Origin of the sequence: Novosphingobium profundi (genome assembly GCF_020524485.1) — a bacterium.
GTDB classification, from domain to species: domain Bacteria; phylum Pseudomonadota; class Alphaproteobacteria; order Sphingomonadales; family Sphingomonadaceae; genus Novosphingobium; species Novosphingobium profundi_A.
In genome coordinates, this window is record NZ_JAIVLF010000001.1 from 583925 (window position 1) to 604378 (window position 20454).

A 20454-nucleotide genomic window follows, 5' to 3' on the forward strand; every position below is an offset into this window, starting at 1 on the left:
TAATATGGTCGAAATTGAACGCTAGGCGAGAAGCTCCGAGACAGGCGTGTAATCGTAGCCCAGTTCGGTGGCGACGGCCTTGTAGGTGACCTTGCCGGCATGGACGTTGAGGCCCTCGGCAAGATGCGGATCGCGGGCCAGCGCGCCCTTCCAGCCCAGGTTCGCGATGGCAAGCGCGTGGGGCAGGGTCACGTTGTTGAGCGCGTAGGTGCTGGTGCGCGAGACCGCGCCGGGCATGTTGGCAACGCAGTAGTGGACGATGCCGTCGACCATGTAGGTCGGGTCGTCATGGGTGGTCGCGTGGCTGGTCTCGAAGCAGCCGCCCTGGTCGATGGCGACATCGACGAGGACCGCACCCTTCTTCATCGTGCCCAGCATCTCACGGGTTACGAGCTTGGGAGCAGCCGCGCCCGGGATCAGTACCGCGCCAATGACGAGGTCGGCATCGGCCACGCTCTCGGCGAGGTTGGCAAGGCTCGAGAAGCGCGTCTTGGCGCGCGCCTCGAAGTAGTTGCCGAGGCGTTCGAGCACCTCGGGATTGCGGTCGAGGATCGTCACGTCCGCGCCAAGCCCTGCGGCCATCTGCGCGGCGTTGAAGCCGACCACACCGCCGCCGATGACGGCGACCTTGCCCGGCATCACGCCCGGAACGCCGCCGAGCAGTACGCCGCGTCCGCCCTGCGCCTTCTGGAGCGCGGTGGCGCCCGCCTGGATCGACATGCGGCCTGCAACCTGGCTCATCGGCTTCAGGAGCGGCAGCGCCCCATTCGGGCCGGTGACGGTCTCGTAGGCAATGGCGGTGACGCCCGACTTCAGAAGGTCTTCGGTCTGGGCGGGATCGGGCGCGAGGTGGAGGTAGGTGTAGAGGATCTGGCCTTCGCGCAGCATGGCGCGTTCCGGGGCAAGCGGTTCCTTGACCTTCACGATCATGTCGCAGCCCGCGAAGACCTCTTCGGCGGTCGCGATGACCTTGGCGCCAAGCGCGCTGTACTGCTCGTCAGTCGCGCCGATGCCCAGGCCCGCACCGCTCTGGACCCAGACCTCGTGGCCGTTGGCGACGAGTTCGCTGGCGCTCTCGGGGGTCAGGCCGACCCGGTATTCGTGGTTCTTGATTTCCGTGACGGTACCGACGCGCATGCGCAAACTCCCTGATCCGTGCCTGGAGAAGGTCCAGGCGCCTGATGGAATCAGCCTACAGGCGGCCTACCGCAAAGTTTTACCTCATTTGCCCTTGCGGTGGCTTGAAGTTCGAATAATTTTGCATCTCTATCTCAATATCTGGAAAAATTTTTCATGGATCGTACCGACCGAGCCTTGTTGAAGGCGCTTCAGGCCGATTCCTCGCGTTCGATTGCCCAGCTGGCGGAAGAGGTCCATCTTTCCGCCTCGGCCTGCCACCGCCGCATTCGCGCGCTGGAGGAGCAGGGGCTGATTGCGGGCTACGTGGCGCGGCTGGATGCGCGCCGGATCGGCCTGCCGGTCGAGGTCTTCGTCGAGATCGCGCTCACCAGCCAGAGCAGCGAGGCGATGGACCGCTTCGAGCGTTCGGTGCGCGACTTCGACGACATTCTCGAATGCCACCTGATGAGCGGGGGCGCGGACTACCAGCTGCGCGTCGCGGCGGCCGATCTCGACCACTACGAGACGATCCACCGTGATTGCCTTTCGCGCCTGCCGGGGGTGTCCTCAATGAAGACCAGCTTCTCGCTGCGCCGGGTGAAGCGCTTTGCGGGCTACTCGGTGCCCTGAGGCGCCTCGCCACCGCGTCCGAGATGGAGCGGCTCGGTGATGATGCGGTCGTGCGCCACGCGCAGATCGCGCGCCTCGTGCTGGAGCGAGAGGCGCTCCTTGTCCATCTTGCGGTAAGTGCCCTCGGCGCGGTCGATGTCGTCGACCGAAAGGCCCAGACCATCCAGAATCGCGCGCGAAAGCGTGACCGCCGAGCCCAGAACCTCGCGCACGATGAAGCGCGCGGGGCTGTCCTTGAGCTTGAGGAGCGAACGGCGGTCGTAGACACGCGCGTAGATCGAGGCTTGCGGAAACGCGGTCTGGACCGCGCGCAGGAACGCATCGTCGAGCTGCTCGCCGTCGATGCAGAAGGCTATGATCTGGGCGTCCGAACAGCCCGCCTGGCGCAGGAGGTCAAGCCGGCGCCCATCGCCGAAGTAGACCTTGGCGCCGAAGCGCTGGGCGACGTCGATCATCTGGATATCGGTGTCGATGAGGGTGACGGCAATGTCGGCGGCATTCAGGATCTGCGCGACGGTCTGGCCAAAGCGCCCGTAGCCCACGATGATCGCGCTTGCCCCGTCCGCGCGTGGCCCCTCACGCTCTTCCCCGGCGCGCCCTTGCGGGGCCTCGCGGAAGCGACGGGTGGCCATCATCAGGAACGGGGTGGCGACCATCGAAAGGGTGACGATGGCGCCGAACAGGCTGGCGGCCCGGCTTTCGATCAGCATGGCCTCGCTGGCCTGCGCGAAGAGGACAAAGCCGAATTCACCGCCCTGGCTGAGCAGGAACCCCAGTGCGAGCGCGCTGCGCCATTTCATCTTGAAGGCCAGGCCAAGAGCAAAGATGATGGCCGCCTTCGCAGCGATGAGGGCAAGGGCCATTGAGACCACGAAGAGCGGGCGCTCGGCAATGGCCGAAAGGTCGAGCATCATGCCGACGGCCATGAAGAACAGGCCCAGAAGGAGCGAGCGGAACGGCTCGACGTCGGCTTCGAGTTCGTGCCGGTAAGGCGAATCGGCGAGCATGACGCCCGCGATGAAGGCACCGAGCGCGGTCGAAAGGCCAAGCGCCTGCATCAGTGCGGCCGAGGCGATGACCGTGAAGAGCGCGGCAAAGACGAACATCTCGCGCTCGCCCAGGTTGCCGATGAGCCGGAACAGGGGGCGGATCACGAAGCGCCCGGCGGCAACGAGGCCGACGATGGCCAGGACGGTCATGACCGCGAGCTGCCAGCCCGGAGGGCCTTCGGGGAGGTCCGGGTTGCGGTTCATCGCCGCGATGATCGTGATCAGCGGGATGATCGAGAGATCCTGGAACAGCAGGATCGCGAAGGCGCGCTCGCCAAAGGGGCTGTTGAGGCGGCCTGCGCTTTGCAGCATGGGCAGGACCTGCGCGGTCGAGGACAGGCCGAGCGGCAGCCCCAGCGCGAGCGAAGCCTGGAGGGTGAAGGGCGTGAAGCTGTAGATGATCGCCGAGATAGCAAGACCACACAGCGCGACCTGGAGGAAGCCCAGTCCGAAGATCTCGCTGCGCATGCGCCACAGGCGGCGCGGCGCCAGTTCGAGGCCGACGATGAAGAGGAGGAGGGTGATGCCCAGTTCGGCAAAGTCGATCTTGCCCTGCGCATCCCCGATCAGACCGAGCGCATAGGGGCCCAGGATTGCGCCTGCGAGCAGATAGCCCAGCGTTGCGCCCAGCCCCAGGCGGCGGAACAGCAGCACGAAGACGAGGGCGGTTCCCAAGAGGAAGAATCCTTCCTGGAGCAGGAACGCCTGGCCATGCTCTTCCATGCGATCTTTCCTCGTCGTGTCGGCCAGAGCCGGTCAGGTTGCAGCTTGGCCGAAGCCGGGGCGCGTAACCTAGGGATTGTCCTTGGCGTTACCAAGAGTTCAGCGCGGGAGAATGCCCCGGCAGACGTAGCCCAGCACCTTGCCCTGCGCGGTGTCCCATTGCAGCGCCCCGCTTTGCGGCGAAGAATTCGTGCCGCTGCCGATCGTGCGGCCATCGGGCGCGACGATCGACCAGCTCACGATACGGTGGCGACCGCCCGCGCAATTGACGGCGCGCCTGTAGTAGAGCGTGGTGCCCTTGGGGTAGGCCCCGCGCCGCGACTGAAGCACGTTCGCCTCGATGTAGGTGCGCGTGTTTCCGGCGATCCGGATCGATGCCGTGTCGACGAGCACCGCGCGGCCCAGCGTGCGCTCGACATCGCGAGCGAAGAGGCGCTGCCACTGGCCCGGGGGCAGCGGGGCTGCGGCCAGGTTCGCGGGCAGGACGAGTGCGGCGAGCGCCAGCGCGAGAGACACAGTCTTCACAGCGGGTTGCCGTTCTCGTCGCGGTAGATGTCGCGGCGGCCGACGTGGTTGGCCGGGCCGACGTAGCCGTCGTTTTCCATGCGCTCCACCCACTTGGCCGCGGTGTTGTAGCCCACGCCCATCTGGCGCTGGAGCCAGGAGACCGAGACCTTCTGGTTCTCGAAGACGAGCTGGCAGACCTGGCGGTACTTGCGCTCCTCGGGCTGGTCGGAGGCGGTGGCGTCGAGGTCGTCGAAGCCGAAGCTGCCTTCCTCGGGTTCTTCGGTGACGGCCTCGATGTATTCGGGCTTGCCCTGGGTGCGCCAGTGATCGGCGACGTGCTCGACTTCCTCGTCCGAGACGAAGGGGCCGTGGACGCGCTTGATGGGGTCGGTGCTGGGCTTGTAGAGCATGTCGCCCTTGCCCAGCAGCTGCTCGGCGCCCTGTTCGCCCAGGATCGTGCGGCTGTCGATGCGGCTGGTGACGGCGAAGGAGATACGGGTCGGAAGGTTGGCCTTGATGACGCCGGTGATGACGTCGACCGAGGGGCGCTGGGTTGCCATGATGAGGTGGATGCCCGCCGCGCGGCTCTTTTGCGAGAGGCGCTGGATGAGCACTTCGATTTCCTTGCCCACGGTCACCATGAGGTCGGCGAGCTCGTCGACGATGAGGACGATCTGGGGGAGAACCTCGTAGTCGAGCTGGTTCTCCTCGTAGAGCGCCTCGCCCGTCTCGGCATCGAAGCCGGTCTGGACGCGGCGGCCGAGCGGCTCGCCCTTGGCGGCCGCCTTGCGCACCTTTTCGTTGAAACCGGCCAGGTTGCGCACCGAGACCTCGCTCATCATGCGGTAGCGCCGTTCCATTTCCTCGACCGCCCACTTGAGCGCGCGCACCGCCTTGGGCGGGTCGGTCACCACCGGCGAGAGCAGGTGGGGGATATCGTCGTAGCTCTTGAGTTCGAGGACCTTTGGGTCGACCAGGATCAGGCGGCACTGCGCGGGCGTCAGGCGGTAGAGCAGCGAGAGCAGGATGGCGTTGAGGCCGACCGATTTACCCGAGCCGGTCGTACCTGCAACCAGCAGGTGGGGCATGGTGGCAAGGTCAGCCACGACAGGCTCGCCCGCGATGTCCTTGCCCAGGATGATCGGCAGCATGCCCTTGTGGTGGGCGAAGGCTTCGGAGGCGACCATCTCCTTGAACGAGACCATCTGGCGGTCCGCGTTCGGCAGCTCGATGCCCATGACCGTGCGGCCTGGGATGGAGGAAACGCGCGCCGAGATCGCGGACATGTTGCGCGCGATGTCATCGGCTAGGCCGACCACGCGGCTGGACTTGATGCCGGGCGCGGGTTCCAGCTCGTACATGGTGACGACCGGGCCCGTGCGTACCGCGGTGATCTCGCCCTTGACGTTGAAGTCGTCAAGCACGGTTTCGAGGAGACGTGCGTTGCGCTCGAGGCTGAGCTTGTCGATCTCCTTGTCCGAGCCTTCGGGCGGATCGGTAAGGATGTCGAGCGAGGGCAGCTTGTATTCGTCGAACAGGTCGGTCTGGCTCGATCCTACGCCGATCTGTGCAGGCTTGGCCGCGCGCTGGCTGTCGACGATGGCGGGCGCACGGCGCGGCGCGGTGTCGGAAAGGCCCACGGCCGCGCCGCTGCGCGCGTCCTCGCGCGCGGCCTTCGCCGGAGCGTCGGGTTCGAAGGGAAGGGCATCTTCCTCGTCCTCGCTCGATGCGCGGCCCTTGCGCCGGGCCTTGGGCGCGCGCGGCTCCTTGCCTTCGCGGGTAAAGCGCGAGGGGGAGGGCAGCGCCTGGGGCAGGCGGCCGATGCGGCCGGGAAGCGAGAGCAGGCGCGCCCAGTCGAGCGCGAAGACGCGTCCGATGAGCGTGAGCCCCACAACAAAGAAGACAAGCGCAACGCCGATCTTGATCCAGACCACGGCGGCGGGCGGGGCCAGGCCAGCGAGCGCATCGACGAGGAACGCGCCCAGAAGCCCGGACATGCCGCCCATCGAGGCGGGCAGCGTGCCGCCCGGCTCGGAGAACCACAAGGAGAGGACCGTCGTGATCAGCATCATCGCGACCACCAGCATGGCAACCGGTTTCCACCAGCGCTGGTTGGAAGGTTCGGCCTCGGCGTCCTCTTCTTCCACCAGCAGCCAGAGCTTGCGGGCAAAGACATAAAGAAGCGGGACGAAGAGCCAGGCGACGGGGCCAAAGTAGAACAGGAACTGGTCGGCCACCCAGGCGCCGACCGGGCCCATCCAGTTCTGCACCTCACCGCCCGCGGCGGTCGAGGCAGACGGATCGGTCTGGCTGTAGGTTGCAAGCGCGGTGATCAGGAACAGCATGGCGGCAAAGAGCACCACCGCCCCGCCCAGTTCGCCCGCACGGCGCACCGAGCGGCGAAGCACGGCGCGCCAGTCCGGCTTACCCGCGCGCTGTCCGGAGCCGATTGCCCGAGATGCCATGATCGAATTCCCGCGTATTGAAAAATGGGCCCTAAACCGCCCGATCATGCGCAGGCGGGGCGGTTTTCGTCAAGAACAGAGGGGGAATCAGGCTGTGGGCGGATGGCGCGAATCGCCGGAAAGTCCGTCGATTGCGGCCCAGCGTGCGATGCCCCGAGCCTGGGCGCGGTGGGCGTTCATTCCTCCAAGGGCGATGACAGGGACATGCGCGCGCGCCGCGATGGCGCGAAAGCGCAAGGGGCCCAGCACCTGCCCGCCCGGGTGCGAGCGGGTCACGAAGACGGGCGAGAGCAGTATCGCATCGACGCGCGCGGCGTGGGCGGCACGCACTTCGGCGAGCGAGTGGACGGTGACGAGCCGAAGGCTCTGCGCCCCCGGTGCCAGCAGACGCGCGCTTCCATAGGCGCCGTCCGCGCCCCAGCGGCGCGCCTGCGCGACAGTCCCGGCCAGGATCACGGTATGGCCGTAGGCCCGCGCCGTCCGGGCAAGCTGGGTGAAGCGGGCTCGCCGAGCCGGTCCGTCCAGGTGGTAGTGGCGGTAGATGAAGCCTGATCCACGCGGCAGGCGGGCCAGCGCGCGCTCCAGCCCCGGATCGTTGCGCGCATCGCTGATGAGCCAGTGGCGGGGAAGGGGCCTTGCTTGTGGCTTGCGCGGATTCGATGGGTGGCAGTTCGGCACGGGGACGCTATAGCAGCGCGCCATGAATGAGCCAGTCACTCCCCTTCGCGAGGTGCGCGAAAGCATCGCGCACGCGGCCCGGATCGCCCAGCGCGAGACCTCGGGCATCGAACTCATCGCCATTTCCAAGACCCACGGGGTGGACGCGATCCGTCCGTTGATCGCGGAAGGCCAGCGCGTGTTCGGTGAGAACCGCGTGCAGGAAGCGCAGGAGAAGTGGCCCGCACTGCGCGAGGAGTACCCCGATCTGGTGCTGCACCTCGTCGGCCAGCTGCAGTCGAACAAGGCCGAGGACGCGGTCGCGCTGTTCGACTGCATCCACTCGCTCGACCGCCCCTCGCTGGTGAGCGCGCTGGGTAAGGCGATGGCGAAGGCCGGGCGCAAGGTGCCCTGCTTCGTGCAGGTCAATATCGGCGACGAGGACCAGAAGGGTGGCTGCGCCATTGCCGACGTCCCGGCGCTGCTGGAGGCCGCGCGCGAGGCAGACATTCCGGTGATTGGCCTGATGTGCGTGCCGCCGCTCGGTATCGAGGCGGCGCCCTTCTTCGCGCTTCTCGCCAAGATCGCGCAGGATAACGGCCTCGAGCAGCTCTCGATGGGTATGAGCGGCGACTTCGAGATCGCGATCATGCTGGGCGCGACCCACGTGCGCGTCGGTTCGGCGCTGTTCGGCGCGCGCGACTGAGCCGGAGCGCGCTCCTTCTGCGCGCCGGTTTAGCCGCGTGCGGTCAGGAGCGCGATCCCGAAGGCCACGAACAGCCCGCCGGTCAGCTTGTTGAAGAGGTTCTTCACGCTGGGGCGCTCCAGAACGCGCCCCATTGAGCGTCCGCCCAGTGCATAGGTCATGTACCAGAAGCTCTCGATCACCGCGAAAGTGGCGAGGAGCACGGCGAACTGCGGCCCGGTGGGCTGAGCGGGGTCGATGAACTGGGGCAGAAGTGCTGCGGCGAAGAGGATGGCCTTGGGGTTGCTGAGCGAAATCGCAAGGCCGCCCCGGTAGAGCGCGCCCGCGCCGAGGCGTGCCGGAGGCAGGTGATCTTCGGCCACATCGAGGAGGCCCGCCCGGGTACGCCAGGCCTTGATCCCCAGGTACACGAGGTAGGCCGCGCCCGCATAGCGCAGCGCTGTGAAGAGGCCAGGCACGGCCACCAGCAGGGTCGAGAGCCCCGCGACCGACGCGGTGAGGAGGAGCATCAGCCCCGAAAGGCACCCCGCCATCGCTGCAAAGGTGCGCGCCAGGCCGAAATCGACACTGCGCGTCAGGATATGCAGCATGTTGGGGCCGGGCGTGGCGCTGATCGCAAAGACGGTCAGGGCAAAGAGCCACCAGGTGTGGAGGGTCATTTCGGGAGTTTCCGCGCAAACGACAACGCCGCGCCGGAGAGCGTATCTCCAGCGCGGCGCTGCGGCATGTATGGGCGATCAGTTGGGCGTGTCGAGCTCGTTGCCCGTCAGCGTCACGATGTGCAGCAGGTTGGTCGAGCCCTTGGTGCCGAAAGGCACACCTGCCAGCACCACTAGCTTGGTTCCGGCCGCGCCGAAGCCGTGGCGCAGCGCCATGCGCTTGCCCTTGGCGATCATCTCTTCAAAGCTGCCGATGTCGCGCGTCATCACCGTGTGCGCGCCCCACAGGAGTGCCCCGCGGCGGGCAGTTTCCTGGCTGGGGGTGAGTACCAGCATGGGGGCTGCGGGACGTTCGCGCGCCACGCGGCGCGCCGAAATGCCCGAACTGGTGAAGACGATGATGCCCTCGATCGGCAGCGTGTCGGCAATCTGGGTGCATGACCCGGCGAGCGCATCCGCCGTGGTCGGATCGAGAGGTGCCTTGGCGAGGTGGATACGCTCGCGGTAGGTGACGTCGCTTTCGACCTTCACCGCGATGCGGTCCATGATCGTGACCGCTTCGACCGGCCAGTCGCCCGCCGCCGTCTCGGCCGAGAGCATGACCGCGTCCGCACCGTCGTAGACCGCATTGGCGACGTCGGAAACCTCGGCGCGGGTGGGCGAGGGGCTCTTGATCATCGATTCGAGCATTTGCGTGGCGACCACGACCGGCTTGCCCCAGGCGCGGGTCTTTTCCACGATGTGCTTCTGGATCGGGGGCACTTCCTCGGGGAGGAGTTCGACGCCCAGGTCCCCGCGCGCGACCATGATGCCATCGGAGATCTCGATGATCTCGTCGAGGCTCTCTACGGCGGCGGGCTTTTCGATCTTGGCCATGAGCGAGCCCTTGGGGCCCATCAGGCGGCGCGCCTCGGCCACGTCCTCGGGACGCTGCACGAAGGAGAGGCCAATCCAGTCGGCGCCCTGGTCCATCGCGAAGTCGAGGTCGCGGCGGTCCTTTTCGGTGAGCGCGGGGATCGGAACAAGCGCATCGGGCACGTTCACGCCCTTGCGGTCCGAGATCGGCCCGCCGACTTCGGCGCTGCACAGGATCTCGTCCGTTTCGGCGCGGATTACGCGCAGCTGCAGCTTGCCATCATCGATCAGCAGGCGCTGGCCCTTGGTCAGGATGCCGAAAAGCTCGGGGTGGGGCAGGCACACGCGGTCATCGTTGCCCGGCGCCGGATCACGGTCGAGCGTGAAGTGGGCGCCGTGCTTGATGAAGGCCTTGCCGCCCTCGAAGGTGCCCACACGCAGCTTGGGGCCCTGCAGGTCGCACAGGATCGCGATCGGACGCATCAGGTCCTTTTCGACCGCGCGCACGTTGGCGATGGTCTCGCGGTGGGTGTCATGATCGCCATGGCTCATGTTGACGCGGAAGGCGTCAGCCCCGCGCTGGATCAGCTTGGCGATAGTCTCCTTGTCGCGGCTGGCCGGGCCCAGCGTGGCCAGAATCTTGACCTTGCGCTGGCGCTTGATGCCACGGTGATGCGGAGAACGGCGGTAGGGGATGCTTGCCAAGTTTTTTCTGCCTCTTTCGAAACCCGCCGCCCATATGGCAAAGGGTGGCTCCTAAACCAAGATCGAACGGCAGGAATATGGACGAGAAAGCAACGATAGACACGCTTGATGATGCAATTGCGGCAGCGGCGTTCCGCCGACTGGTGCATCATCTGCAGCAGCGCCACGATGCCCAGAACATCGACCTGATGGGGCTGGCGGGTTTTTGCCGCAACTGCCTTGCCGACTGGATCCGCGATGCCGGGTTCGAGGGTGACAAGGCCGAGGCGCGCGCGGTGATCCATGGGATGCCGTTTGCCGAGTGGAAGGACACATACCAGTCCGAGGCCACGCCCGAGCAGCTTGCGCGCATGGAAGAGAGCCTCAAGAAGAACGCACCGGGCCACTGAGCCCGGCGCGTGGCTTTCCCGGCGCTCAGGCCTCCTGGGGGCCGATTTCCACGTCCTTGTCCAGCAGCGTCTTCACGTAAATGCGCTGGACGAGGACGAAGGCGGTGATCGTGAGCGGGGAGGCGAGAAGAACGCCGAGGAACCCGAACAGCATGCCCGCCGCCAGCACCGCGAAGAGCAGGATTGCGGGCGGGATGTTGACGGCTTGCTTCTGGATCATCGGCTGGAGCACGTTGCCCTGCAGCTGCTGTACCAGCAGATAGAGCAGGAGCGTCCACAGCGCCGTCATTGGCGAGACCGTGAAGGCAAGCAGCACGGCGGGGAACCCGGCGATGACGGGGCCCAGCATGGGAATGACGTCGAGCAGGCCCGCCATGACGCCAAGGCCCGCGGCCGAAGGCACGCCAAGCAGTTCGAGCCCGATCCAGCTGAGCAGGGCCACGACGATCGAAGAGACGACCTGTCCCTTCATCCAGCCATTGAGGCCCATGCCGACATCGTCCAGCGCCTCTGCGGCCGTGGGCTCCGCGGCCTTGGGAATGAGCTTCAGGAACCCGCGCCGGTAGAGGTCGGGATTGGCGGCCAGAAACACCGCGCCCGCCACCACGAGGACGAGGTTTGTGAGCGTGCTGCCCACGGTGAGCACGTAGCCGCCCGCCTGCGAGAACACGCCGGAGATCTGTTCGCGCCCCTGTTCAAGGGCACTGCGCACGGTCTCGCCCATGCCCAGGCTGTCGAGCAGGTCCTCGACGCGGGCGATGGCGCCCGGAATGCTGTCGCGGATCATGTCGAACTGGGCGGCCAGTTGCGCGCCGAAGAGGTAGAAGGCTCCGGCAAAGACACCGAGCAGCAGCAGTACGGCCAAGGTCAGGCAGATGCCCCGGCCCAGCGGGGTGTGGCGGCAGATCACCCGGGTGATCGCATCGAAAACGACGCCGAGCACGATTGCCGCGAAGACCAGCAGGAGGAAGCTGACCATGCGCACCAGCAGGAGTGCGATGCCCAGCACCGCCAGTACGGTGACCACCGCCACGGCCACGCGCGCAGGGGTCCATGCAGGCGGGGAGGCGGGTGCCTCGGTGCGCGCGGGGGCGCTTCCTTCCATTGTCGGTGTCCTTCATCAGCCGCGAAATTGCATGCGACTATGGCAAAGCGCCAAGGAGCCACTATGTTCCGCTTTCACGTTGCTGCGAGGCACCGGAGACGGGCCTCGTGGGCTTTCCACAGGATCACCTTTTGCGCAAAGGCGGCGCAGCGGCTATCAGCCTGCGCCCGTTCGCCTTGGCGACACCCGATTCTCAAAACTTCTTTCGGAGCTGAAATTCCATGGCCGAAACCGCCGACGACCGCCTTCGCCTGCTGATCGAGCGCATCGAGCGTCTCGAAGAGGAAAAGAAGGGCATCTCGGACGACATCCGCGACGTCTACAACGAGGCCAAGGCCGTCGGTTACGACGTCAAGATCATGCGCCAGATCGTGCGCCTGCGTAAGATGAAGCCCGACGACCGTCGCGAGATGGACATGGTGCTCGAGACCTACCGCAGCGCGCTCGGCCTCGACTGACCGAAGGAAAGGCCGGGGCGCTCGCCCCGGCCTTTCCTTACATTCCCGCGAGAAAGGCCAGCGCCATGGTCGCCGCGTTGGCGCCCGCGTGCTGGAGCATCCCAGCGCTTACGCCCAGTCTCTGGCGGGTATAGCCCAGCATGATCCCGGCCCACAGCTGGGGCAGCACAAGAAGCGCGGTCAGCGCCGAGGCGTTGCCGTAGTTGAAGATGTGGATGCCCGCAAAGACAAGCGCGGCCAGCCAGTAGATCACGGGGTAGCCGCTGCGGAACCAACCGGGCGCCGGACGACGGCGCAGCGCGAACCAGCCCGCCCCCGCGATGAGTGCCAGACCCAGCAGGCCGCCTGTGATCCACAAGGGGCCAAGGCCATGGCCCTGCCCGGCGATGACGACGGCACCCAGAAGTCCGCAGCCCAGCAGCCACAGCGCGCGCGGGCGCCCACTCTGCCACCCGCGAAACAGCACTTCCTCGATGATCGGCGCGGCAATCACCGTGACGGGAAAAAGCCACCCTGCTGGCAACTGGTCGAAGGCGTCGGGCGGCGTCAGGCCAAGCTGGCTCTGGATGAGCGCGGTCAGCGGCAGGGTGACCAGCAGCAGCACCGCGACATGCAGGGAATAGAGGACGCCCAGCACCTTCCAGCTGGACAGTCGGCGCAAACCTTCCGGGGAGAGCACGCGCGGGCGGCGCACGAAGCGGGTAAGGTCGGCCAGAATGGCGGCGAGGCCGGGCGGGGCGGCGGATGCCAGGGGAACCGTTGGGCGTGTCATGGTCTATCTCCTGACCGATAGATCCTTGCCAAAGCGTTGTGTTCCCGCTGCATTTCGGGAAAGGCGTGGATCACGCACATAGATGGGAGCCTTGCCGATGATTGTCACCACCACGCCGCTGATCGAGGGTCAGCCTGTTCAGCAGTACTTCGGGATCGTGACCGGGGAAGTCATCGTGGGCGCCAACATCTTTCGCGATCTCTTCGCCTCGATCACCGATATCGTCGGCGGGCGCTCGGGCAAGTACGAGCATGTGCTTCAACGTGCTCGCAAGGAGGCGCTCGCCGAAATGGAAGCCGAGGCTGCACGGCTGGGCGGCAATGCCGTCATCGGTGTCGACATCGATTACGAAACGATCGGCAAGACCGGCTCGATGCTGATGGTCAGCTGTTCGGGGACCGCCGTGCGGATCTGATCTGCGCGTTTTCTGGGCTTCGCCTGGCCTTCAGGCGCTGACCCTGGCCTCTTCCTGACGCAGGTCGAAGTCTGTACGCGCGGCATCGACCTGCGCCATGTTGTCGATCGTCCAGACGTAGAGCGCCTTGAAGGGCGGCAGGAGCGATTGGCCCAGCGGGGTCAGGCTGTACTCCACGGCCACCGGCGCGGCTGGAATTACCTGGCGCTCGACGAGGCCATTGCGCTCCAGCTTGCGCAGGCACTGGGTGAGGGACTTCTGCGTCACGCCTTCCAGGTGCCGCTTGATGGCGTTGAAGCGCACCGGCCCGTGTTCGAGGACGGTCAGGACCATCATCGACCATTTGTCCGCGATCTGTTCGAACAGCTTGCGGCTGGGGCAGTCGACAGAGAAATGCTGGCACAGGGGCATGGCGAAACTCGCAGGTAAGCGGGTGGTCGGGGGGTGGTATCCTTGAGGATACCTGGCGAATTGAAGGTGCGTTCTTGAACCCAGGTATCGAAGATATACCTAGGCGGGGATTCAATCAATCTCTCCCCCAGATCCCCGTTCCGATGGAGCCCTTCCCATGAGCACATCCGCCACCGACATCCTGTTCCAGCCCTTCCAGCGCGGGGGCCTCGACCTTGCCAACCGCATAGTCATGGCGCCCATGACCCGCTCGTTCGCCGAGAATGGCATAGTCGGCCCCGAGCAGGCTGCCTACTACGCCCGCCGGGCCGAGGGCGGGGTGGGCCTGATCCTCTCCGAAGGCACGGTGATCGACCGGCCCAATTCGCGCAACGAGCCGGGCATTCCTTTTTTCCATGGCGAGGACGCGCTCGCGGGCTGGAAGGGCGTGGTCGATGCCGTCCACGCCGCAGGTGGCCGGATGGGCCCGCAGATCTGGCACACCGGCTCCACGCGCGGCATGAGTGGCTGGGAACCCGAAACCCCGGTCGAGAGCCCCTCGGGCCTCGTCGGCCCCGGCGACCCGCGCGGCACGGCCATGAGCGAAGAGGACATCGCCGACACCGTTGCCGCCTTTGCGCGGGCCGCGGCCGATGCCAAGCGCCTGGGTTTCGATACGGTCGAGCTTCACGGCGCACATGGTTACCTGATCGACCAGTTTTTCTGGGACGGCACCAACCAGCGTGAGGATCGCTACGGCGGTGCCACGATTGCCGAGCGTTCGCGCATGGCCGCCGAAGTGGTCGCGGCCGTGCGCGCGGCGATCGGCCCGGACTTCCCGCTCATCCTGCGTCTCAGCCAGTGGAAGCAGCAGGACTACACGGCGAAGCTCGCCACTACGCCCGCTGAAATGACGTCCTGGCTGGCCCCGCTCGTCGATGCGGGCGCGAATGTCCTGCACTGCTCGCAGCGCCGCTTCTGGGAGCCCGAGTTTCCTGAGATCGACGGCGAGCAGGGCCTGAACTTCGCAGGCTGGGCCAAGAAGCTCACCGGCGCGACCACGATCAGCGTCGGCTCGGTCGGCCTCTCGGGCGAGTTCCTCGCCGCGTTCGGGGGCGAGACGTCCAAGGCGACGGGCCTTGAACAGCTGATCGCGCGTATGGAGCGCGACGAGTTCGACCTTATCGCCATCGGCCGTGCGCTCATTTCCAACCCCGACTGGGTCGCCAAGGTGCGCGGCGGCGAGGCGGACGGCCTCAAGGGCTTCGATCCGGCCGCGCTTGCCGAACTGGTCTGAGCACAGACGACGAGGTCTTTTTTCAAGGGGCCATCGCCCCTTGACCCCGGGAATGGGCAACCTCACCTCCCTCCGCTAGGTTGGCGGAGAGGGGTGAGGTCGACAGTCCCGGGAGCCCGAGGGCGGTGGCCCTCGGAATCACCCTCCTGAATTGGCCTGCCGGGATCGCGCTCCCCAACGCGGGCCGTGTCGCCCTGCATGAGGCGATGGGCTCCACGTTGGTGGGCATTTACCGCCAGGTCGGCTGGAAACTCGGCGTCTGGCGCGAGGTGGGATGGTGGCAAGTGTTGCTCTAGGGCGTGCGCTTGTTGTAAGGGCGCCCGACCCGAATTTCCAACGGACTCGCCCCGTACCGCCGCCCGCTGGCCTTTTTGGCCTGGCAAGAGCCTCGGTTACATGCGGCGGGCACAAGACAAGAGCGGACCCGATGGCAGGCCATTCCAAATTCAAGAACATCATGCACCGCAAGGGTGCGCAGGATAAGAAGCGCTCGGCGCAGTTCAGCAAGCTGAGCCGCGAAATCACCGTGGCCGCCAAGATGGGCATGCCCGATCCGGACATGAACCCGCGCCTGCGCGCCGCGGTCAATGCCGCCAAGGCGCAGTCGATGCCCAAGGACAACATCCAGCGCGCCATCGACAAGGCCTCCAAGGGCGATGCCGAGAACTACGAGGAAGTGCGCTACGAGGGCTACGGCCCGGGCGGCGTTGCCCTCATCGTCGAGGCGCTGACCGACAACCGCAACCGCACCGCCACCAACGTGCGCACCGCTTTCGCCAAGAACGGCGGCAACCTGGGCGCGAGCGGCGCCGTCTCGCACGGCTTCGAGCGCCTCGGCCTGATCGAGTACCCGGCGAGCGTCGGCGATGAGGAGAAGGTCCTCGAAGCCGCGATCGAGGCCGGCGCCGACGATGTCGAGAGCGACATGGGCGATGGTGATGAGAATCCGGGCAGCCACGCGATCTGGTGCGCGCCCGAAGCGCTCCACGAAGTGGCAGGCGAGCTCGAGAAGGTCTTGGGCGAAGCCGAAGGCGTGAAGCTGGCCTGGCGTCCCAACATCAAGGTCGATGCCGACGAGGGCGTTGCGAGCACGCTGCTCAAGCTGGTCGACACGCTGGACGACGACGATGACGTCCAGACCGTCTGGGGGAACTACGAAATCTCCGACGAAGTCATGGAAAAGCTGGGTTAATTCGGCTGATGCCGGGCTGCGAGCGGCCCTGTTCTGCGCTTCCGGTGCTCACGTACCTTAAGGTACGCTGCGCGCCGGTTCTCGAACAGGGGCGCTCTCGCTCCGGCCTGAGCCGAATTGGAAGTGGTCTGAAATGATCATCATCGGGCTCGATCCGGGGCTTACCTGCACGGGCTGGGGTGTGGTCGCCAAGAGCGGCAGCCGCCTCAGCCACGTGGCCAATGGGCAGATCCGCACCAACGCCAAGGCCTCGATGGCCGAGCGGCTGGTCGAGCTCGACAGCGCGCTGCTCGACGTGATCCTCCACCATCGCCCCGATACCGGCGCAGTGGAGGAGGTTTTCGTCAACGTGAACCCGCAATCGACGCTGAAGCTGGGGCAGGCGCGCGGCGTTGCCATGCTCGCTATCGCGCGCGCGGGGCTGCCGGTGGCCGAATACTCCACCAAGATCGTCAAGAAGGCCCTCGTCGGCACCGGCGGGGCGGACAAGAAGCAGATCCAGCATATGCTGAAAGTGCTGCTGCCCGGCGTCCAGCTTGCGGGCGAGGACGCCTCCGACGCGCTCGCCGTCGCGATTACCCACGCCAACATGCTGGGAAGCCATCGCTAAGCTGCACCGGTTTGGTCTGGTCATGGGAAGGCGTTCCTGCCATAGGAACAAACCATGATCGCGAAGCTGACTGGATTGCTGGATGACACGGGCCCCGACTGGGCCGTGATCGATGTGAACGGCGTGGGCTATCTCGTCCACTGTTCGGCGCGCACGCTCGACCACCTCGGCATCCGGGGCGACAAGGTCGTGGTGCACACCGAGATGCAGGTCTCCGAAACCGACCAGCGCCTGATCGGCTTCACCTCGGCGGCCGAGCGCAACTGGTTCCGCCTCCTCACCGCGGTGCAGGGGGTGGGGTCCAAGGTCGCGCTCGCGATCCTCTCGGTCCTCACCACCGAGGAACTCCAGCGCGCCTGTGCGGGCGGCGACAGCGCCATGGTCGCGCGGGCCAACGGGGTCGGCCCCAAGCTTGCGACCCGCATCGTCAACGAATTGAAGGAGAAGGCAGGCGGCATGCCGGTCGCCCCCGGATCCCCGGGCGTTGCGGCCTCGGGCGCGGCGAGCCCGGCGGGCTCGTCCAGTGCGGACGCCGTCTCCGCCCTCCAGAACCTGGGCTTCAAGCCCGCCATCGCCAGCACCGCGGTCGCCCAGGCTGTGGGCGAACTGGGCGAGGATGCTGGGCTCAACGACCTTGTGCGCGTCGCGCTGAAGAAGGCGGCGGGGTGAGGCAGGTCGCCTTCCGTTTCGCTGCGCTGATGGTCGTGATGGCCGGTGTCGGCTTCTGGTTTTCGGACTATCTTGCCATTGATGGTTGTCTCGATGGCGGCGGGGCTTGGGACTATGAGGGGGGCGTATGCCATTTCGAATGAAGCATCGCGCGGTTTCGGCTGCGACTTGCGGGCTTGCGGCCGGTGTCCTTACGCTCGTACTGCCTGTCAGCGCGCGGGGCACCCCTGAGGTCCGCACAGGTCCTGTCTTTACCGACTATGGGCGCACGTTCGCAGTCGATTCGGACATGCCGATCCCGGCCGATGCCGAATTCAAGGTCGCCTTCGACATTTCGGCGGCGGCGACACCGGGTGAGGTGAACCGCCATATCGACAGCGCCGCGCGCTTCATCAACATGCAGGTGGCCGCCGGTGTGCCGCGCGAACGCATTCACGTTGCGCTCGTCGTGCATGGTCCGGCAGGCGCGGACTTGCTTGCGGCTGAGGCGTACGCTGCGCGCCATGGCGGGACGAAGAGCGCCAATGCGCCGCTGGTCCGCGCGTTGCTCGACCATGGCGTCCGGGCGATTCTGTGCGGACAGAGCGCGGCGGCTATGGGCCTTGCCAGGGCCGATCTCATTCCCGGCGTGGAGCTGGCGCTTTCGGCCATGACCGCCCACGCCCTCTTGCAACAGGACGGCTACACGCTGAACCCCTTCTGATGACCGACAATCCCATCCTCTCGCCCGCGACGCAGCCTGAAGACGCCGATGCCGCGCTGCGCCCCAAGACGCTGTCCGATTTCGTCGGGCAGGAGGCGGCCAAGGACAACCTCCACGTCTTCATCGAAAGCGCCAAGTCGCGCCGCGAGGCGATGGACCACACGCTCTTCTTCGGCCCGCCGGGGCTGGGCAAGACGACGCTGGCCCAGATCGTCGCGCGCGAGTTGGGCGTGGGCTTTCGCGCCACCTCGGGCCCGGTGATCGCCAAGGCGGGGGACCTGGCTGCGCTGCTCACCAACCTGGAACACGGCGATGTCCTCTTCATCGACGAGATCCACCGCCTTAATCCGGTGGTGGAGGAAGTCCTCTATCCCGCGATGGAGGACCGCGCGCTCGACCTCATTATCGGCGAAGGGCCCTCGGCGCGCTCGGTGCGCATCGACCTGCCGCCTTTCACCCTGATCGGCGCGACGACCCGCCAGGGCCTGCTCCAGACCCCCTTGCGCGACCGTTTCGGCATTCCGGTGCGCCTGCAGTTCTACACCGTGCCCGAACTCGAGCACGTGGTGACGCGCGGGGCGAACCTCCTGGGCATTGGCATGGACAAGGGCGGGGCGACCGAGATCGCGCGCCGTTCGCGCGGGACCCCGCGCGTGGCCGGTCGGCTCATGCGCCGGGTACGCGACTTTGCCCATGTCGCGGGCTCGGACGTCATCACCCAGGCGATCGCGGACGATGCGCTGACCCGGCTCGATGTCGATTCGATCGGTCTCGACATGCAGGATCGGCGGTATCTGATGATGATCGCAGACATCTACAAGGGCGGCCCGGTGGGCGTCGAAACGCTGGCGGCGGGCCTCTCCGAGCCGCGCGACACGATCGAGGAAGTGATCGAGCCCTACCTCATCCAGCTTGGCCTTGTCGCGCGTACCGCGCGCGGGCGTTGCCTGAATGACCGGGGCTGGCAGCATCTGGGCCTGACGCCTCCGGCGGGGCCGCAAGGCGGGCTCTTCGATTCGTCGGCAGGCCCGCAGGCCGACTGAAATCACGCAGAACACCCGGGGGCAGGCGTTTACCCTTGCCCCCGAAACAAGTCCCGTTTCGAAACACATGGTTAGAAATAGCCACGCAATTGCGTGGTAATTGGCGGGATTTAGCCAAAAACACGGTTAACGCCGTTGCCCTGTTAACGCCTCTCTGCCTTGAGTGTGCTAGCAACCGCATTCGAGCAAAGCATCCGGGAGAGCCGTAGCGGCCCAGTCCGTCAGGGCTGCAGGACCTGCACAGAGAGCAACGTTTATGTCGATCCGTACCGCCATTGCCAAACTGTCCGCCTGCGCCGCGGGCTGCGCCGTGATCGGCGGGGGCGCGGTGCACGTTGCCGAGACGCAGTCCGAGACGACCGAGTACCGCAAGCTCAAACAGGCGAAGGTCGCGCGTCCGGCAAAGCGCCTCATTCCCAAGGAAAAGCCGCGCACCACCCGCCGCGTGCGCGAGATCGTGAAGCCGCCCGAGGACCCGCCGCTGGCGATGGTCCCCGTGCCCCCGCCCTACATTCCACCCGCCCCGGCGCCGATGCCTGTAGGCGGCAGCGGCGGCACGCCGGTGGTGATTGGCGGTGGCCCTATCGGGGGCTTTGGCGGCGGTTTCTTCGGTGGGTTCTTCGGAGGCGGCGGGTCGAGCGGGGGCAACGTCGTCATCACTTCGACCACGACCGGTGGCTCTACGTCGAGCAGCTCGTCCTCGTCCAGCTCCAGTTCCTCTTCGTCGTCCTCCTCATCCTCGTCGAGCTCTTCGGGCGGCGAGGGGTCGACGACGACCAGCACCAGCACCAGCACCTCGACCAGTTCGGGGGGCGACGATGGCTCGACCACCACGAGCACGTCGACAAGCTCGGGCGGGGATACAAGCACCAGCACGAGTTCCAGCACCAGCACGTCGAGTTCGACGAGCAGCTCGACCAGCACCTCGACCTCCACCGGCGGGGATACCACCACGACCACCGGCGGATCGACGACTGGCGGGGCTGCGCCGCCGGGACCGCCGCCCACGGACGTACCTGAACCGCCGATGCTGATTCTGTTTGGTGCCGCCGCCGCCGCGCTCTTCGCGCGCAGCCGCCTGGCGCGCCGGGGCAAGGACACTGTTCGCGCCTGAGCAGCTTCCACGCATTCCAAAAGACAAGGGAAAGGAGTAATCCGAGGGCCATCGCCCTCGGGCTCCCCATAATGTCTGCCTCAGCCTTTGCGCGCCGCCATCGGTCAGAGCGGCGGGGGCACTAGTCGCGTTCTGAGCAAACACGGCCACACCTCCAAGTTTTGCCTTCTCGTGTGTCGCGGCGAGATCGTGTGAGTGCCCTGCGCTCGACAGTCCCGGGAG

General features: G+C 66.4%; 23 protein-coding genes. 13 read left to right on the top strand and 10 right to left on the bottom strand.

The window, feature by feature from the left end; genetic code table 11:
- Positions 1-21: 21 nt before the first annotated feature.
- Positions 22-1137 (bottom strand): alanine dehydrogenase, encoded by a 1116-nt coding sequence (gene ald / locus LC060_RS02520; protein WP_226632419.1) that lies wholly within the window; start codon positions 1135-1137, stop codon positions 22-24.
- Positions 1138-1293: 156 nt separating this feature from the next.
- On the opposite strand from ald, the gene LC060_RS02525 reads away from it, so the two are divergent.
- Positions 1294-1749 (top strand): Lrp/AsnC family transcriptional regulator, encoded by a 456-nt coding sequence (locus LC060_RS02525; protein ID WP_039389035.1) that lies wholly within the window; start codon positions 1294-1296, stop codon positions 1747-1749.
- Here the strand turns inward: LC060_RS02525 and LC060_RS02530 are convergent.
- From LC060_RS02530 to LC060_RS02545, 4 genes are all read right to left on the bottom strand, one after another.
- Positions 1734-3521 carry a cation:proton antiporter gene (locus tag LC060_RS02530; RefSeq protein ID WP_226632421.1) on the bottom strand — a complete coding sequence of 596 codons (1788 nt, stop codon included), beginning with the start codon at positions 3519-3521 and terminating at the stop codon, positions 1734-1736. The two genes, LC060_RS02525 and LC060_RS02530, sit on opposite strands and share 16 nt — an antisense overlap.
- A gap of 99 nt (positions 3522-3620) precedes the next feature.
- A complete protein-coding gene (locus tag LC060_RS02535; protein ID WP_226632423.1) occupies positions 3621-4046 on the bottom strand; it encodes a hypothetical protein in 426 nt (141 codons plus the stop codon).
- Positions 4043-6493: a DNA translocase FtsK gene (locus tag LC060_RS02540; protein WP_226632425.1), complete on the bottom strand. Its 2451-nt coding sequence runs from the start codon at positions 6491-6493 to the stop codon at positions 4043-4045. Before LC060_RS02540 ends, LC060_RS02535 begins: the two co-directional genes overlap by 4 nt.
- Before the next feature lie 87 nt (positions 6494-6580).
- Entirely contained in the window at positions 6581-7195 is a 615-nt protein-coding gene (locus LC060_RS02545; protein ID WP_226632427.1) for a thiamine phosphate synthase, read from the bottom strand.
- On the opposite strand from LC060_RS02545, the gene LC060_RS02550 reads away from it, so the two are divergent.
- Positions 7194-7856 (top strand): YggS family pyridoxal phosphate-dependent enzyme, encoded by a 663-nt coding sequence (locus LC060_RS02550; protein ID WP_226632429.1) that lies wholly within the window; start codon positions 7194-7196, stop codon positions 7854-7856. The genes LC060_RS02545 and LC060_RS02550 overlap by 2 nt on opposite strands.
- Positions 7857-7885: 29 nt before the next feature.
- Here LC060_RS02550 and LC060_RS02555 read toward each other — a convergent pair whose 3' ends face one another.
- Both LC060_RS02555 and pyk read right to left on the bottom strand, forming a co-directional pair.
- Positions 7886-8515 carry a LysE family translocator gene (locus LC060_RS02555; RefSeq protein WP_226632431.1) on the bottom strand — a complete coding sequence of 210 codons (630 nt, stop codon included), beginning with the start codon at positions 8513-8515 and terminating at the stop codon, positions 7886-7888.
- 78 nt (positions 8516-8593) lie between these two features.
- Positions 8594-10075 carry a pyruvate kinase gene (pyk, locus tag LC060_RS02560; protein WP_226632433.1) on the bottom strand — a complete coding sequence of 494 codons (1482 nt, stop codon included), beginning with the start codon at positions 10073-10075 and terminating at the stop codon, positions 8594-8596.
- Between the two features lie 77 nt (positions 10076-10152).
- Here pyk and LC060_RS02565 point away from each other — a divergent pair, with 77 nt between their 5' ends.
- A complete protein-coding gene (locus LC060_RS02565; RefSeq protein WP_226632434.1) occupies positions 10153-10464 on the top strand; it encodes a DUF1244 domain-containing protein in 312 nt (103 codons plus the stop codon).
- A 25-nt stretch (positions 10465-10489) separates the two neighbouring features.
- Here LC060_RS02565 and LC060_RS02570 read toward each other — a convergent pair whose 3' ends face one another.
- Positions 10490-11569, bottom strand: coding sequence for an AI-2E family transporter (locus LC060_RS02570; protein WP_226632436.1), 1080 nt, complete (start codon positions 11567-11569; stop codon positions 10490-10492).
- A 221-nt stretch (positions 11570-11790) separates the two neighbouring features.
- Between LC060_RS02570 and LC060_RS02575 the strand changes: the two genes are divergently transcribed.
- Positions 11791-12027, top strand: coding sequence for a DUF2312 domain-containing protein (locus LC060_RS02575; RefSeq protein ID WP_039389019.1), 237 nt, complete (start codon positions 11791-11793; stop codon positions 12025-12027).
- 37 nt (positions 12028-12064) lie between these two features.
- Here LC060_RS02575 and LC060_RS02580 read toward each other — a convergent pair whose 3' ends face one another.
- Entirely contained in the window at positions 12065-12799 is a 735-nt protein-coding gene (locus LC060_RS02580; RefSeq protein WP_226632443.1) for a type II CAAX prenyl endopeptidase Rce1 family protein, read from the bottom strand.
- A gap of 97 nt (positions 12800-12896) precedes the next feature.
- Here LC060_RS02580 and LC060_RS02585 point away from each other — a divergent pair, with 97 nt between their 5' ends.
- Positions 12897-13214: a heavy metal-binding domain-containing protein gene (locus LC060_RS02585; protein WP_226632445.1), complete on the top strand. Its 318-nt coding sequence runs from the start codon at positions 12897-12899 to the stop codon at positions 13212-13214.
- Positions 13215-13244: 30 nt separating this feature from the next.
- On the opposite strand, the gene LC060_RS02590 is transcribed toward LC060_RS02585, so the two are convergent.
- Positions 13245-13625, bottom strand: coding sequence for a winged helix-turn-helix transcriptional regulator (locus LC060_RS02590; RefSeq protein ID WP_226632446.1), 381 nt, complete (start codon positions 13623-13625; stop codon positions 13245-13247).
- 157 nt (positions 13626-13782) lie between these two features.
- Between LC060_RS02590 and LC060_RS02595 the strand changes: the two genes are divergently transcribed.
- From LC060_RS02595 to LC060_RS02630, 8 genes are all read left to right on the top strand, one after another.
- Positions 13783-14901, top strand: coding sequence for an NADH:flavin oxidoreductase (locus LC060_RS02595; protein WP_226632448.1), 1119 nt, complete (start codon positions 13783-13785; stop codon positions 14899-14901).
- A gap of 427 nt (positions 14902-15328) precedes the next feature.
- Complete coding sequence (locus tag LC060_RS02600) at positions 15329-16093, top strand: YebC/PmpR family DNA-binding transcriptional regulator (protein WP_148628600.1); 765 nt, start codon at positions 15329-15331, stop codon at positions 16091-16093.
- A 133-nt stretch (positions 16094-16226) separates the two neighbouring features.
- Complete coding sequence (gene ruvC, locus LC060_RS02605) at positions 16227-16703, top strand: crossover junction endodeoxyribonuclease RuvC (RefSeq protein WP_226632455.1); 477 nt, start codon at positions 16227-16229, stop codon at positions 16701-16703.
- 54 nt (positions 16704-16757) lie between these two features.
- A complete protein-coding gene (gene ruvA / locus LC060_RS02610) occupies positions 16758-17372 on the top strand; it encodes a Holliday junction branch migration protein RuvA (protein WP_226632457.1) in 615 nt (204 codons plus the stop codon).
- On the top strand, positions 17369-17515 hold the full coding sequence (locus LC060_RS02615) for a hypothetical protein (protein ID WP_226632458.1): 147 nt from the start codon (positions 17369-17371) through the stop codon (positions 17513-17515). The genes ruvA and LC060_RS02615 overlap by 4 nt, the downstream gene beginning before the upstream one ends.
- The gene (locus LC060_RS02620) at positions 17512-18075 is read left to right on the top strand and encodes a DsrE family protein (RefSeq protein WP_226632459.1); all 564 of its coding nucleotides are present in this window, start codon (positions 17512-17514) and stop codon (positions 18073-18075) included. Before LC060_RS02615 ends, LC060_RS02620 begins: the two co-directional genes overlap by 4 nt.
- Positions 18075-19118, top strand: a complete 1044-nt coding sequence (ruvB, locus tag LC060_RS02625) for a Holliday junction branch migration DNA helicase RuvB (RefSeq protein WP_039389000.1) — start codon at positions 18075-18077, stop codon at positions 19116-19118. Before LC060_RS02620 ends, ruvB begins: the two co-directional genes overlap by 1 nt.
- A 256-nt stretch (positions 19119-19374) precedes the next feature.
- Positions 19375-20232, top strand: coding sequence for a PEP-CTERM sorting domain-containing protein (locus tag LC060_RS02630; protein ID WP_226632460.1), 858 nt, complete (start codon positions 19375-19377; stop codon positions 20230-20232).
- Positions 20233-20454: the final 222 nt, after the last annotated feature.

Bases quoted from the DNA above. Each gene is read 5' to 3' on its own strand.
- ald (WP_226632419.1), bottom strand. From the start codon at position 1,137: ATGCGCGTCGGTACCGTCACGGAAATCAAGAACCACGAATACCGGGTC.
- LC060_RS02525 (WP_039389035.1), top strand. From the start codon at position 1,294: ATGGATCGTACCGACCGAGCCTTGTTGAAGGCGCTTCAGGCCGATTCC.
- LC060_RS02630 (WP_226632460.1), top strand. From the start codon at position 19,375: ATGTCGATCCGTACCGCCATTGCCAAACTGTCCGCCTGCGCCGCGGGC.
- LC060_RS02530 (WP_226632421.1), bottom strand. From the start codon at position 3,521: ATGGAAGAGCATGGCCAGGCGTTCCTGCTCCAGGAAGGATTCTTCCTC.
- LC060_RS02540 (WP_226632425.1), bottom strand. From the start codon at position 6,493: ATGGCATCTCGGGCAATCGGCTCCGGACAGCGCGCGGGTAAGCCGGAC.
- ruvC (WP_226632455.1), top strand. From the start codon at position 16,227: ATGATCATCATCGGGCTCGATCCGGGGCTTACCTGCACGGGCTGGGGT.
- LC060_RS02585 (WP_226632445.1), top strand. From the start codon at position 12,897: ATGATTGTCACCACCACGCCGCTGATCGAGGGTCAGCCTGTTCAGCAG.
- ruvA (WP_226632457.1), top strand. From the start codon at position 16,758: ATGATCGCGAAGCTGACTGGATTGCTGGATGACACGGGCCCCGACTGG.
- LC060_RS02590 (WP_226632446.1), bottom strand. From the start codon at position 13,625: ATGCCCCTGTGCCAGCATTTCTCTGTCGACTGCCCCAGCCGCAAGCTG.
- LC060_RS02570 (WP_226632436.1), bottom strand. From the start codon at position 11,569: ATGGAAGGAAGCGCCCCCGCGCGCACCGAGGCACCCGCCTCCCCGCCT.
- LC060_RS02575 (WP_039389019.1), top strand. From the start codon at position 11,791: ATGGCCGAAACCGCCGACGACCGCCTTCGCCTGCTGATCGAGCGCATC.
- LC060_RS02545 (WP_226632427.1), bottom strand. From the start codon at position 7,195: ATGGCGCGCTGCTATAGCGTCCCCGTGCCGAACTGCCACCCATCGAAT.
- LC060_RS02555 (WP_226632431.1), bottom strand. From the start codon at position 8,515: ATGACCCTCCACACCTGGTGGCTCTTTGCCCTGACCGTCTTTGCGATC.
- LC060_RS02565 (WP_226632434.1), top strand. From the start codon at position 10,153: ATGGACGAGAAAGCAACGATAGACACGCTTGATGATGCAATTGCGGCA.
- LC060_RS02550 (WP_226632429.1), top strand. From the start codon at position 7,194: ATGAATGAGCCAGTCACTCCCCTTCGCGAGGTGCGCGAAAGCATCGCG.
- LC060_RS02600 (WP_148628600.1), top strand. From the start codon at position 15,329: ATGGCAGGCCATTCCAAATTCAAGAACATCATGCACCGCAAGGGTGCG.
- LC060_RS02620 (WP_226632459.1), top strand. From the start codon at position 17,512: ATGAAGCATCGCGCGGTTTCGGCTGCGACTTGCGGGCTTGCGGCCGGT.
- ruvB (WP_039389000.1), top strand. From the start codon at position 18,075: ATGACCGACAATCCCATCCTCTCGCCCGCGACGCAGCCTGAAGACGCC.
- LC060_RS02595 (WP_226632448.1), top strand. From the start codon at position 13,783: ATGAGCACATCCGCCACCGACATCCTGTTCCAGCCCTTCCAGCGCGGG.
- LC060_RS02580 (WP_226632443.1), bottom strand. From the start codon at position 12,799: ATGACACGCCCAACGGTTCCCCTGGCATCCGCCGCCCCGCCCGGCCTC.